12 protein-coding genes are annotated in these 12,411 nt (G+C 72.1%); 1 reads left to right on the top strand and 11 read right to left on the bottom strand.

Annotated elements, in window-relative coordinates; all coding sequences use genetic code 11:
• The first annotated feature begins 56 nt into the window (after window positions 1-56).
• Window positions 57-527, top strand: a complete 471-nt coding sequence (locus tag ACH34S_RS00325; RefSeq protein ID WP_395950295.1) for a DUF488 family protein — start codon at window positions 57-59, stop codon at window positions 525-527.
• 272 nt (window positions 528-799) lie between these two features.
• Here the strand turns inward: ACH34S_RS00325 and ACH34S_RS00320 are convergent, their stop codons facing one another.
• The 11 genes from ACH34S_RS00320 to ACH34S_RS00270 all read right to left on the bottom strand — a co-directional run bounded on the left by ACH34S_RS00320 (window position 800) and on the right by ACH34S_RS00270 (window position 12,188).
• Entirely contained in the window at window positions 800-2,392 is a 1,593-nt protein-coding gene (locus tag ACH34S_RS00320; RefSeq protein ID WP_395950294.1) for an ABC transporter substrate-binding protein, read from the bottom strand.
• Window positions 2,389-3,204, bottom strand: coding sequence for an ATP-binding cassette domain-containing protein (locus ACH34S_RS00315; RefSeq protein ID WP_395950293.1), 816 nt, complete (start codon window positions 3,202-3,204; stop codon window positions 2,389-2,391). Before ACH34S_RS00315 ends, ACH34S_RS00320 begins: the two co-directional genes overlap by 4 nt.
• A 3-nt stretch (window positions 3,205-3,207) precedes the next feature.
• Complete coding sequence (locus tag ACH34S_RS00310; RefSeq protein WP_395950292.1) at window positions 3,208-5,070, bottom strand: dipeptide/oligopeptide/nickel ABC transporter permease/ATP-binding protein; 1,863 nt, start codon at window positions 5,068-5,070, stop codon at window positions 3,208-3,210.
• Window positions 5,067-6,017 carry an ABC transporter permease gene (locus tag ACH34S_RS00305; RefSeq protein ID WP_395950291.1) on the bottom strand — a complete coding sequence of 317 codons (951 nt, stop codon included), beginning with the start codon at window positions 6,015-6,017 and terminating at the stop codon, window positions 5,067-5,069. The genes ACH34S_RS00310 and ACH34S_RS00305 overlap by 4 nt, the downstream gene beginning before the upstream one ends.
• On the bottom strand, window positions 6,014-7,573 hold the full coding sequence (locus ACH34S_RS00300) for a CocE/NonD family hydrolase (protein WP_395950290.1): 1,560 nt from the start codon (window positions 7,571-7,573) through the stop codon (window positions 6,014-6,016). The genes ACH34S_RS00305 and ACH34S_RS00300 overlap by 4 nt, the downstream gene beginning before the upstream one ends.
• 143 nt (window positions 7,574-7,716) lie before the next feature.
• Window positions 7,717-8,250: a flavin reductase family protein gene (locus ACH34S_RS00295; protein ID WP_395950289.1), complete on the bottom strand. Its 534-nt coding sequence runs from the start codon at window positions 8,248-8,250 to the stop codon at window positions 7,717-7,719.
• A gap of 15 nt (window positions 8,251-8,265) precedes the next feature.
• Window positions 8,266-8,610, bottom strand: a complete 345-nt coding sequence (locus ACH34S_RS00290) for a cupin domain-containing protein (protein WP_395950288.1) — start codon at window positions 8,608-8,610, stop codon at window positions 8,266-8,268.
• A gap of 14 nt (window positions 8,611-8,624) precedes the next feature.
• Complete coding sequence (locus tag ACH34S_RS00285; RefSeq protein WP_395950287.1) at window positions 8,625-10,073, bottom strand: 4-hydroxyphenylacetate 3-hydroxylase family protein; 1,449 nt, start codon at window positions 10,071-10,073, stop codon at window positions 8,625-8,627.
• The gene (locus ACH34S_RS00280) at window positions 10,073-10,726 is read right to left on the bottom strand and encodes a DUF2848 family protein (protein ID WP_395950286.1); all 654 of its coding nucleotides are present in this window, start codon (window positions 10,724-10,726) and stop codon (window positions 10,073-10,075) included. Before ACH34S_RS00280 ends, ACH34S_RS00285 begins: the two co-directional genes overlap by 1 nt.
• Window positions 10,723-11,526, bottom strand: a complete 804-nt coding sequence (locus tag ACH34S_RS00275; protein WP_395950285.1) for a nitrilase-related carbon-nitrogen hydrolase — start codon at window positions 11,524-11,526, stop codon at window positions 10,723-10,725. The genes ACH34S_RS00280 and ACH34S_RS00275 overlap by 4 nt, the downstream gene beginning before the upstream one ends.
• The gene (locus tag ACH34S_RS00270) at window positions 11,523-12,188 is read right to left on the bottom strand and encodes a GntR family transcriptional regulator (protein WP_395950284.1); all 666 of its coding nucleotides are present in this window, start codon (window positions 12,186-12,188) and stop codon (window positions 11,523-11,525) included. Before ACH34S_RS00270 ends, ACH34S_RS00275 begins: the two co-directional genes overlap by 4 nt.
• Window positions 12,189-12,411 lie beyond the last annotated feature (223 nt).

The following is a 12,411-nucleotide window of genomic DNA, read 5'->3' as shown; positions in this document are numbered from 1 at the left end:
ACGCGTTGTCAATGACCAAGCCCGAGAGGCGTGTCCACCGTGAGGGGTTGTGTGGCATGTCCGTAGCCGATGGGTCTACCCGCCAAGGCGGTCTGACCGGCATCGGCTACCAGGGGCATGATCTTGTGTCCTTTCTCGAACGGCTCTCCATGGACGGCGTGTCGTTGCTGGTGGACGTTCGGCTCAACCCGATCTCACGCAAGCGCGGATTCAGCAAGCGGGCCTTGGCGGAGGCACTGGAGTCCGTGGGGATCGCCTACGAGCACGCTCAGCCGCTCGGCAACCCGAGAGAGAACCGTGCGGGCTTCGGAGGTCTGCCTGGCGAGGTCCAAGAAGCCAGGCGGCGCTTCGCTGAGGAGCTGGCGGCACCGGCCGCGCGTGAGTGGCTGACGGCCATCGCCGACTGGGCCACTGAGCGCAGAGTCGCACTGCTCTGCTTCGAGGCCGATCAGGAGCGCTGCCACCGCGACGTGATCGCCGCTGAGGTTCATCGCCTGAACCCCAGGGCTTCCAGAGCCCGGCGCTGAGGACTTCGCACATCGACGCTTGGACGTGGTCGATGATGAACGGCCTGCGCTTGGCCACCGACCCGCCTTCCGTTCGGGCCGGACGGGATCAAGCAGCGGCCGGTGGAGCCGGATCCGCCTGTGCGGTATCCGGTCGCTCCGGATGCCCGCGACGCACACGGTTTCGCCGTGCCCTGCCCGGCGTTGGAGTCGCTGGGCAGGGCCCTTGATCTGTGCACTGGGTTGTCCGCGGGGCACTCATGTGCGCGCAGGGGTGGGCCAGCGTCAGCGGATCATCTTGGCCTGTGGCTTCCTGGCCGGTCCGTGTTTCTCTGCGGATTCGACCTGGTCGTTTGGGCGGCGGTGTTTCCTGGGGTCCAGGAGAGGACGTCTATGGCGCCGTTGCTGCCGTAGGTGCCTAGGCCGCTGATCTTCTTGGCGAAGATGTAGTTGTGGACGGTGGTGATGGGCACGAACCAGGCCTGGTCGAGGACGGTTTTGTTCAGGTTCTGGGCGGCGGTCTTCTGGCGGTCGGCGGGGGCCGCGGCGAGGCCGGTGAAGGCGCCGGCTATTTCGGGGCTCCGGCTTTGGTAGGGGTTGAGCGGTGACGCGGCCCCGGCGAAGTTGAACAGGGCGCTGGCGAACATCGGGTTGGCGAGGCGGAACGTGGTGGCCCCGTACTTGCGGGAGCCGAGTTCGGCGACGTATTTGTTCAGGTCGTTGCCGACGTTGGTGATGGTGGCGCGGACGCCGACCTTGGCGAGCTGGGCGACGATGGCCTGGGAGACCACGTTGAGTCCGAAGGTCGACAGGTCGACGATCTTCAGGTCGAAGCCGTCCGGGTAGCCGGCGTCGGCCAGCATCTTCTTGGCCTTGGCGGGGTCGTAGGGGTAGGTCTTCTCGAGTGCGGGGTCGTGGCCGTCGGTGCCTTGCGGCGCGAGCTGGCCGGTGGGGTCGTAGCCGGTGCCGAGGGCCTTGGCGAGGGCGTTGCGGTCGATCGCGTGGTTGAGCGCCTGCCGGACCTTCTGCTCGCCGAGGGCGGGGACGGTCTTGCCGTCCCGGTCCAGGAGGTAGAGGGAGATGACGCCGGGGTCTCCGCTGAGGACGGTGGCGCCCATGCCCTTGGCCTGGGAGCTCAGGGTCGCGGTGGCGTTCAGGTCGACGTCGATCTGGCCGCTGTTCAGGGCCTGGAGGGCGGAGTTCGGGTCGCTGATGACCTTGATGACGACCTTGTCCCAGCGCTGGGCGGACGGGTCGTGGTAGTTCCGGTTCTTGACGAGGGTGTAGTGGTCGCCGGCGACGGTGGCGGAGGTGTCGAGGGTGTAGGGGCCGGCGCCGAACGTCCTGGTGGTGAGCTGCCCGGGGTTCTTCAGCCCGGCGGGGCTGATGACGTCGCCCCAGTTGACGAGCTGGCTGAACACGTAGGGCAGCATCGGGTTCGGGGAGGACAGGTCGACGCGGACGGTCTGCTCGCCGGTCGCCTTCGCGCCGGTGATGCCGGTGAGGAACGGGCTCATCGAGCCGGGGGTCTTCAGGTAGTAGTTGATGGTGGCGGCGACGGCGGCGGGGTCGACGGCCGTGCCGTCGGCGAACTTCACGCCGGGGCGGAGGGTCAGCTCGAATCTCGTGTTGCCCTTGCCGACGTACTTCCAGGACGTGGCGAGCGCTGGAGCGAAGGTCCCGTCGGACTTCGCGCGGATCAGGGGTTCGTACGTCAGCCAGTGCACGATGCCCTGGGCGCCGGAGCCGTTCTGGCCGGGGTTGAGGCTTTCGGGCGGTGCGGGCAGCGCGACGGTGAGGGTGCGGTCGGTGGGGGTGCCGCCGGCCGATGAGCATGCGGTGAGGCCGAGGGCGGCGATGGCGAGTGCCGAGACGGCGCGTTTCATGGCGTGGTCCTTTCGGGGGTCCGCAGTTCCCGCCGCAGCCTTCTGCGGCGGGCCTGTTCCTGCGGGTCGGCGACGGGTGCGGCGGCCAGCAGCGCCTGGGTGTAGGGGTGGGTGGGGTTCTCGCAGATCTCGGTGACGTCGCCGGTCTCGACCAGGCGTCCTCGGCGGAGGACGGCGACGCGGTCGGCGAGGTGGCGGACGACGGCGAGGTCGTGGGTGATGAACAGGTAGGCCAGGTCGTGGCCGGCCTTGAGGTCGGTGAGCAGGTTGAGCACCTGCGCCTGGACGGACAGGTCCAGCGCGCTGGCCGCCTCGTCGCAGATGATGAGCCGGGGCTCGGGCATCAGCGCGCGTGCGATGGCGATGCGCTGGAGTTGCCCACCGGAGAACTGGCTCGGGTAGCGGGCGGCGGCCGATCCGTCCAGGCCGACCGCTTCGAGCTTCTCCCTGACCCGGGCCGCGTCGTGCTTGCCGGGGAGCGTCTCGGCGACGGTCTGCCCGATCGTCCTGCTGGGGTTGAACGACAGGTACGGGTTCTGGAAGACGACCTGGACGTGCCGGGCGAGTTCGCGGCGCGACAGCAGGCCGATGTCGCGGCCGTCCAGCCGGATCGTGCCTTCGCTGACCGGTACCAGCCGCAGGATGGCCCGGCCGAGCGTCGTCTTGCCGGATCCGGACTCGCCGACCAGGCCGACGGTCTCGCCGGGGCGGATGTCGAGCGATACCTCCGACAGCGCGGGCGTGGCACGCAGCCGCCGCCGTCCGGCGTAGCGGACGCTGACGCCGCTCACCTCGATGAGTGGTTCGGGCATCGGTCAGCCTCCGGGGGTGGGGTGCAGGCACCGGTAGGCGGCGGCCCCGTCCGGGGTCAGCGGCACCGGCGCCGCGGCGCAGTCGGTTTCGGCGCGGAGGCAGCGGGACGCGAAACGGCAGCCGTCCGGCCGGTGTCCCGGTGCGGGGACGGAGCCGGGCAGGACGGGCAGGTGCCGCCCGGGGGTCCCGGCGGTGGGGTCGGCGGACAGGAGCGCGCCGGTGTAGGGGTGGCGCGGGCCGGTGAAGATCCGGTCGACGGTGGTCTGCTCGACGACCTGGCCCGCGTACATGACCACGGCGCGGTCGCAGGAGTCGGCGACGACGCCCCAGTCGTGGGTCACCAGGACGAGCCCCATCCCGGTGTTCTCGCGCAGGTCGCGCAGCAGGTCGAGGATCTCGGCCTGGACGGTGACGTCCAGGGCCGTGGTCGGTTCGTCCGCGATGAGCAGGGCGGGTTCGCCGGCCAGCGCGCGGGCGATCGAGACGCGCTGCGCCATCCCGCCGGACAGTTCGTGCGGGTACTGGCGCATGACCGCGCCGGCGCGCGGTAGCCGTACCCGCTCCAGCAGTTCTGCGGCCCGGCGGCGGGCGGCGCGGCGGCTCAGGCCGGTGTGGTGCCGGACGACCTCGCTGAGCTGGGCGCCGACGGTGAACAGCGGGTCGAGACCGGCGACCGGGTCCTGCCCGATGTAGGCGATGGCGTTCCCGCGCAGCCGCTCCATCTCGCGCTCGGTCAGGGCGAGGAGGTCCCGGCCGTCGAAGCGCAGGGCGGAGGCGGTGACGGTCCCGCCCGCGGGCAGCAGCCGCATCAGCCCGGACACCGCCATGGTCTTGCCGCAGCCGGACTCGCCGACGAGCCCCACCGCCTCGCCCGGCTGGACGTCGAAGCTCACGTCCTCGACGATCGTCAGCGGGCCTGCCGCGTCGTGGAGCCGCACCGACAGGCCCCGGACCGACAGCAGGGCGTCTCCGTCCGGCTGCCGGGTTTCCGCTTCCGGCTTTCCCGTGGAGACGCGGGTCCGCATCCGCCGCCACGACAGCGGTTCGGCGGACGTGCGGTCGGCGGCGGCGTCCCGGACGGCGTCGCCGAGGACACCGAGCGCGAGCGCGGTCAGCACGATCACGCCGCCGGCCGGCACCAGCATCCAGGTCTGGCGGAAGATCGCCTGGGACGCCTCGGCGATGAGCCCGCCCCAGCTCGGCCGTGGCGGCTGCACGCCGAGGCCGAGGTAGCCGAGGGACGTCTCGACCAGCAGCGCCGCACCGGCGATCAGCGAGGTGATCGAGATCGCGGGGCCCGCGACGCGGGGCAGCACGTGCCGCCACAGGATCTGCGGGGCGGACAGGCCGGCGACGCGTGCGGCGATGACGTACGGCTCGTCCCGGACGTCCCGGGTCCCGGCCCGGACGACGCGGGTGAGGCCCGCCGAGCTGAGGAACCCCAGCGTCACCATCGCGGCCGACTCGTTGTGGCTGAAGATCGCCAGGATGGCCAGCAGGATCACCACGGACGGCACCGACAGCAGCAGGTCGCAGAACCGCATGACGATCCGGTCGACGACCCCCTGACCGTACCCGGCGACCAGCCCGAACAGCATGCCGAGGACGGCGTAGACGGCGACCGCCTCGGCCACCACGAGCAGGCTGACCCGGCCGCCGTGCAGGATGCGGCTGAGCAGGTCGCGTCCGAGCTGGTCCGTGCCGAGCCAGTGGTCCGGCGTGGGTCCGCTGTAGACGGCGGTCAGGTCCTGCTCCTGCGGATCGTAAGGCGCGACCAGGCCCGCCAGTGCGCAGGCGAGGACGATCAGCACGAGCCACCCGGCGGTCAGGTATCCGGCGGGACGGCGCAGCACGCGGGAGATCACGAGGCCACCGCCCTCGGCATGAGCCGGCCGGACACGAGGTCGGTCAGCAGGTTGACCACCACGACCAGGACCGTGAAGTACAGGACGACGCCCTGCAGGACCGGAAGGTCGTGCTGTGCCGTCGCGGACACGGCGAGCGGGCCCAGGCCGGGCAGCGCGAACAGCTGCTCGACGACGATGGAGCCGCCGAGCATCCCGATCAGCACGACGCCGAAGACGTTGACGACGGGCAGCGCCGCGTTCTTCGCCGCGTGCCTGAAGATGATCGACCGGGCGGGCAGGCCGTTGGCGCGGAGCGCGCGGATGTAGGGGCGGCCGAGGACGTCCACCAGCGCGCCCCGGACCTGCTTGGCGATCATCGCGATCCCGCCCACCGCCAGGCACACGGCCGGAAGGACCAGGGACCGCGCCCAATCACCCGGCGACTGGACGAAGGGCACGTACCCGGTGACCGGGAACAGGCCGAGATTCACCGCGAACACGACCACGAGCACCAGGCCGAACCATGGCTGCGGCACGCTCATCCCGATCACGGACGCGCCGTCCAGGAGCCGCCCGACGATGCCGCCGAACAGCGCGCCGGCCATACCGACGGCGACGCCCGCGACGGCTATCACCAGGGCCGCCCCGACGAGCAGGCAGAGGCTGACGCCCAGCCGCGCGTTCAGCGCGGACGCCACTGGCTCCCCGGTGAACAGCGAGTTCCCGAGGTCGCCGCGGACCGCGCGCGCCAGCCACGACCAGTACTGCTCGGTCAGCGGACGGTCGAGGCCGAGCTGCTCCCTGACCTGCCGGTAGGCGGCGGGGTCGGTGTTGGTGCCGAGGATCGTCCGGGCGGCGTCGCCCGGCGTCAGCCATGACAGCGTGAACGTCAGCGCCGACAGGACGAGCAGGAGCGGGACCGACCAGAGCAGCCGCCCGCCGATCATGCGCAGCACGGCCGTCACCCGTCCCGTCCGGCGGACCGCGCGGACACGGCGGACACGGCGGGCACGGCGGACACAGCGGGCGCGGCGGGCAGCGAGACGGTCGTGTCCGGCAGCAGGACGGCCTGCGCCGGGGCCGCCGACTCGTCCGCCCGGACGAGCGTGAGCCCGACGCGGAGCCGGTCCCCTCCCGCGAGCCGCAGATGCACCGGGTAGATCTCCACGTGCAGCGTGACGGGGACACCGGGTTCGACCGGGTCGGCGTGGGTGTGCGCGTGCCAGGGCACGACGATGCCGCCGGCCTCGTCGCGGGCGCTCCGGCCGTCGTCCACGGCGCGGTGGGACGCGCGGAGCCGGCCCTCGGTGACCGGGACGACCTGCCCGTCCGGGCGGACGATCGACAGCCGCGCGTGCGCGTCGAAGTCCTCGCAGCCGCCCTCTCCGTCGTCCGCGCGCACGACCGCCCGCAGCCCGACCGGGCCGAGAAGCCGCGCCGGCGCCTCCGCCGCGGGAAGCTCGAACACCGTGGTCTCGCCCCACATGCGCATGCCGGACTCGGTGACCAGGTCGACCATCGGATCGACGTTCGACGGCGGCGGCATCGGCGTCGCCGCCAGCGCCGGAACGATCGGAACCGGGAGTTCCGCCTCGGCGGGGCGCCACCGGAACCAGGCGATGTCACCGGCCTCCGGGAAGTCGCCGCGGGTCTCCCAGCCGTCGGTGCCGACGCACGACAGCCGCACGTTGGACCCTTCGGCGGACGGGTCGGGGCCTTCGCCGCGCAGCCAGTGGTTCAGCCACGCGGCGAGTTCGCCGCGCTGCTCGTCCGACAGGAACGGATCGTGGCTCCAGGGGCCGACGACGAGCCGCTTGGGGCAGGTCACCTGCTGGAACCCGCGGACGGTGCCGCGCAGGAAGTAGTCGTACCAGCCGCCGAGGAACAGCGCCGGAACCTCGATCGCGGACAGGTCCGGGGTGCTGCGGTGGAAAACGTCGCCGTCGAAGTCCTCGCCGACGATCTCGCCGTAGAAGTTCCGCAGGCCGCGCCGCCGCGTCTCGGCCCGCTGCGACGCCAGGAAGGCGCGGGCACCCCATGCGGTGTGGGACGGGATGCCGCCGCGTTTCCACATGTCGCGGTAGAAGTCGATGGGCGCGATCCAGGGCGCGATGCAGCGCAGGCTTTCGGGGCGGCGCGCGGCGATGAGCAGCTGGTTGAGGCCCGAGTACGAGCCGCCGATCAGCGCGGTCCGGCCGTCGCAGAACGGCTGACTGGCCGCCCATGCGAGCAGCTCCACCCCGTCGTCCACCTCGCGGGGCGCGAGGATCCCGTGGTAGGGGCCGGACGAGCCGCCGATCCCGCGCACGTCCGCGATGAGCACCTCGTACCCCTCGCGGATCGGGACCTGGAGCAGTTCCGCGTGCATGAGGGCTTCCTTGCGGTACGGCGTCATGACGACGACCGCCGGGGCCGGACCGCCGCCGGAGGCCGCGTACCGCAGCACCGACAGGGTCGCCCCGTCGCTCATCGGCACGTCGACGTGCTCCGGGCTTGGCATCGGGAAGTTGATCGAGGGCATGGTGAACTCCTCGCATGGCCCCTGGAACGGGCAGGTGGGAATGGCGCCGTGACCCTCAGGGCGGGTGGCGCCGGGAATGGCGTGAGGTCAGGTGTCGAGCGGAACGGATGCGGGCGGCGGCCGTCCGGAAGAACGGCGGCCGGTCAGAAGAACCAGGATTGGGGCTGGTGGCCGCGTCCGGTGAAATCACCGAAACGGCCGCCGAGGAAGGCCAGCGGCGGGCCGTCCCGGTCGCAGGTGCGCCGCACGGCACCGAACACGACGACATGGTCGCCCGCTTCGACACGGCGATCGACGGTGCATTCCAGGTGTGCGAGCGCGTCCGGGACGACCGGGACGTCGTGCTCGCCGTAGGTCAGCGGCAGGCCGGCGAAGTGGTCCTCGCCGCGTCCGGCGAACCGCAGCGCGATGGGCTCCTGGCGGGCGGCGAGGATCGAGACGGCGAACCGTCCGGACTCGGCGACCGCGACGGCGGTGCGGGCGTGCGCGCCGAAGCAGACCAGCAGCAGTGGCGGCTCCAGGGAGACCGAGGTCAGCGAGTTGACGGTCATCCCGTGCGGGTCGCCGCGCCCGTCCAGCGTGGTGATGACGGCGACCCCGGTGGCGAAGCGTCCCATCACCCGGCGCATCGTCGCCGGATCTGCGGCACGGCCCATCGGACCGGCGATAGCGGACATGGCGTTTCCTCGGTTTCAGAGGCGGTAGCGGACTTCGAAGGTGAGGCAGCCGCCGTCGCTGCGCCACGGCCCGTGCTCCATGCCGGGCGGGCGGCAGGCGTACATCCCGGCGGTGAACGTCTCCCCGAGCCGCAGGTCGGTCATCGAGCCTTCGAGGATGTAGACCTCCTCCCAGAAGTCATGCGCCTGGACGCCGTTCGGCGTGGTGTCGGTGCCGGGCTCGAAGCGCAGCATCCGGGTCGCGACACCGGACGCGGCGTCCGCCGCGAGGATCCGCTCGGTGAGCTGCGGGACGTCCCCCTCGCACGGCGTGAAGCCGATCTGGCCGGCGGGGAAGAACTCGTGCTCGGGCTTGGCCATGTCCTTCCTCCCTTTCAGGCGGCGGTGTCGGTGTAGGCGGCGAGGAAGGCGTCCACGTCGGCGATGGCGCGGTCGTAGCCGAAGTTGCGGTACGCGTAGCCCTTCGCGACGAACGGCGCACCGGCGTAGAACATCTCGTACTGGTGGTGGCGGCCCGCGAACTCCGATCCGATCGCGTCCCAGACGAGCTTGAACAGCTTCACCCGTTCGACGGCCGGGACGCCGGGCGACTGCACGTACCGGTCGATGTCCGCGCGCGTCTCCGGGTCGTGCAGGTCGGCGACGCTGGACGGCAGTTGCAGCACCCCGCCGCCCGCCAGGTCGCGCAGGATCGCCAGGACGCGCGGGTACAGCTCGGCCTGCAGCCCCATCGCCCCGTAGACGGCGCGGGCGTCCGGCCGCCACATCCCGTTCGCGTCCGGCGCGGCCCGGTACTCGGCCGCGTACACCGCCGACTCGACCAGCGACGCCAGCCCGGCCAGCTCGCCGAGCTTCTCCTGCACGCCCGGGATCCGGCCGACCCCGTTGACGTCGGCGACCTTCCCGGCGAGCCCGGCGATGAAGCGCAGCTTCACCGTGAACCGGATCTGCGCCTGCCAGTTGCCCAGGACGTGCGCGCCCGTCGCGAAGAACTGGCGCCGCAGGCCGTCCACGTCCCGGTCGACGAAGACCCGCTCCCAGGGGACGAACACGTCGTCCAGGACGACGAGGGCGTCGGTCTCGTCGTAGCGCGTGGACAGCGGGTAGTCGTAGGGTGCGCCGGCCGTCGCGTACGGGCGGCGGCAGTACAGCTTCAGGCCCTCGGCGGAGACGGGCACGGTGAACCCGACCGCGAAGTCCCGGTCGTCCGGGGTCAGCGGCTTGATGCACGAGATGAAGATCTCGTCGGCGACGGCCGCGCCGGTGGCGAGCATCTGCGCGCCGCGCACCACGATGCCGTCCGGCCGCTCCTCCACCACGCCCGCCTGGACGAACTCGCCCTCCCAGGCGTGCGCCGTCGTCGCCCGCGACACCTGCGGCGGGATGATCGCGTACGAGACGTAGAGGCTCTTCTCCAGCAGCCGCCGGTGGTAGCCGGTCACGCTGCCCGACAGGTCGCGGCGCTCGGTGACGAACGACTCCGGCGACGAGGCGAACGCCGCGAGGAACGACCCGACGTGGTCCGGGCTGCGGCCGACCCAGCCGTGGGTGTGCCGCGCCCACGTCTCGATCGCGTGCCGCCGGGCGGCCAGGTCGTCGCGGCTGCGCGGGATCGTGAACACCAGGTTCGCCTCCGCGCCCGTCTCCGGCGCGTGGGCGGTCATCTTGGCGGCCGGGTCGGCGGCCAGGTCGAACAGCTCCGCCATCGTCGCGGCGATCGGCGCGAAGGCGGGGTGGACGGTCACGTCGGCGACGCGCTCGCCGTCCAGGTGGACGTGGCGCGCGTCCTTCAGCGCGGTGAGGTAGTCGGCTCCGGTGCGCATCACTGCGCCCTCCGTTCGGTCTCGTAGTCACAGGACAGGGTGGTGCCTCCGGCGGTGAGCGAGAGCCGCCACCGCCGGCCGGGCACGAACCCGCCGTTGAGCAGCGGCAGCGTCCCGGCGAAGATCACCAGGTCGCCGTCCAGGTGGCCGAACGCGTCGGCGAGCCGCACCAGCAGGTCGGTCGGCGTGCGCAGCTCGGTGAGCGAGCCGGACTGGTAGGGGCGTCCATCCACACGGCACTCGACGCGGATGCCGTCCCAGGTGTCGTCGGCGGGCAGTTCCACGAACCGGTCGCCGACGGGTTTCGGGCAGGCGGCCTTCGCGGCGGCGACGTCGGTGCGTTCGATGTCGCGGTCGGTGTGGTCGGAGCCGACACCGAGGTAGTGCCGCCCGGCGTGCCGGACCAGGACCGGCTCCACCTCGCCGGAGGTGTTCCCGCCGGCCACCGTGATCGTGGGCCGGCTGGTCAGCAGCCCCGGATCGAGCGGGTAGAACGCGGGAACGGTCGCGGGCTCCGGGACGCCGATCGCCGCCAGCTCCTCGATGTGCGCGCGGATCGCGGCCTCGTCGCGTCCGGTGTACCCGGCGACGATCAGATGCTCGGGCGCGCAGCGCAGCTCGCCGTCGCCGACCCGCAATGTCAGCTCGCTCATGTCAGGGCCGCCTGAGCGACACGCACGGGCCGCCGATCGCTCAGGACGGGGAACTCCGCCCGAGTCCGCGCGACCACACCCGGGTCGACCTCGCAGTACAGGATCTCCTCGACGTCGCCCGCCTCCGCCAGGACCGTCCCCCACGGATCGGTCACGCGAGACGCGCCGCCGAGAGCCACGTCCCCCTGCACCCCGGCCGCGTTGCAGGCCAGAACCAGGACCTGCTGCTCGACCGCACGGGCCTCGGTGAACAGCCGCCAGTGCGCACGGCGCCGCGCGGGCCACGCGGCCGGGACCGCCACCGCCTCCGCGCCCGCGTCCACCAGCGCCCGCCAGACCTCGGGGAAGCGCAGGTCATAGCAGGTAGTAGCGCCCATCGGCCCGAGCGGGGACGCGACCGTGCCGACCGTCTCACCGGGCGTCAGCAACTCCGCCTCTCGGGACCGGTACCCGAACACATGGATCTTCCGGTACGTGTGGACGACCGTCCCGGACGGGTCGATCAGCACGGCGGTGTTGTGCAGTCTCCCTCCAGCGGACCGTTCCAAGACGCTCCCGAGATGCAGGAAGCCCCCCAGCTCGCGGGCCCACTCCCGGCCGGCCTCGACGGTGTCGCCGTCCAGCGGCTCGGCCAGCTCCGCGTACCGGTCGAACGCGAAGTAACCCGGAACCCACAGCTCGGGCAGCAGCACCAGATCGGCGCCGCGGGCGTCCGCGACCATCCGCCCGACCCGCTCCATGCGCCGCGCGGGCGGTTCCGACGCGGGGCTCTCGACCTGGACGAGCGCGACGCGGGTCATCGCCCGTCCCAGTTCGCCACCGAGGGCAGGCGCAGCACACTGAGCGTCCCGTCCAGGTGCGCGGCGAGCGCCCGCGCCGCGCGCAGCGGATCACCCGACCGGATCGCCTCCACGATCGCGCCGTGCTCGGCGAGCACGACCCGCGCCCGGTCCTCGGCCGCCGCGATGGCCCGCAGCCCCATCCGGACCTGCCGGTCGCGCAGCGACTCGTAGAACTCCGCCAGCACCGGGTTGCCCGCCGTCCGGACGATCGCACGGTGGAACGCCCGGTCGCACTCGATGAACGCGACGGGATCGTCCAGCAGCCCCTCCTGGCGGCCGACGAGCTCGGCCAGCTCGGGCGCCAGCCCATCCGCCAGCGGGGCGGCCCGGCGCACGCACCAGTCCTCGACCAGCTCGCGGGCCTGCATGACCGCCTCGATCTCGGCGTCCGACACCGGCGGGACGAACGCGCCCTTCTTCGGCATGATCTTCAGGAAGCCCTCGGTCTCCAGCCGGAGCAGCGCCTCCCGCACCGGAGTCCGCGACATCCCCGTCGCCTCGCACACCTCCGCCTCGGTGAGGAACGTCCCCTCCTGCCGCGGCAGCGACCCGATATGCCGTTTCAGCCACCGGTACGTGGTGTCCTGCGCGCTCTCTCGACGCCCTTGTGTCCGACTCATAGGCGTAATGTATACAACACGCCTACATGGAGGCAAGGGCATCTTTCCGCAGCACATGCGGGCAACGACGCCTCCGCCAAAGCGGTCCTCGCGCGTCACCCCACCCGATGGATACTCGGGCCTGCGGTTCGGCTCGATGGGGGAGTGGGCTCACTCCCCGGGGGGAGGATGCGGCGGGGCGGCCGTCGTGATGATGTCGGCATGACCACGATCTGTGCCCCCC

The sequence above is a fragment of the Actinomadura sp. 3N508 genome (assembly GCF_044326375.1).
GTDB lineage: Bacteria > Actinomycetota > Actinomycetes > Streptosporangiales > Streptosporangiaceae > Spirillospora.
Note: the sequence above shows the minus strand (reverse complement) of the source record. Positions and strands in the feature narration are given on the sequence as shown.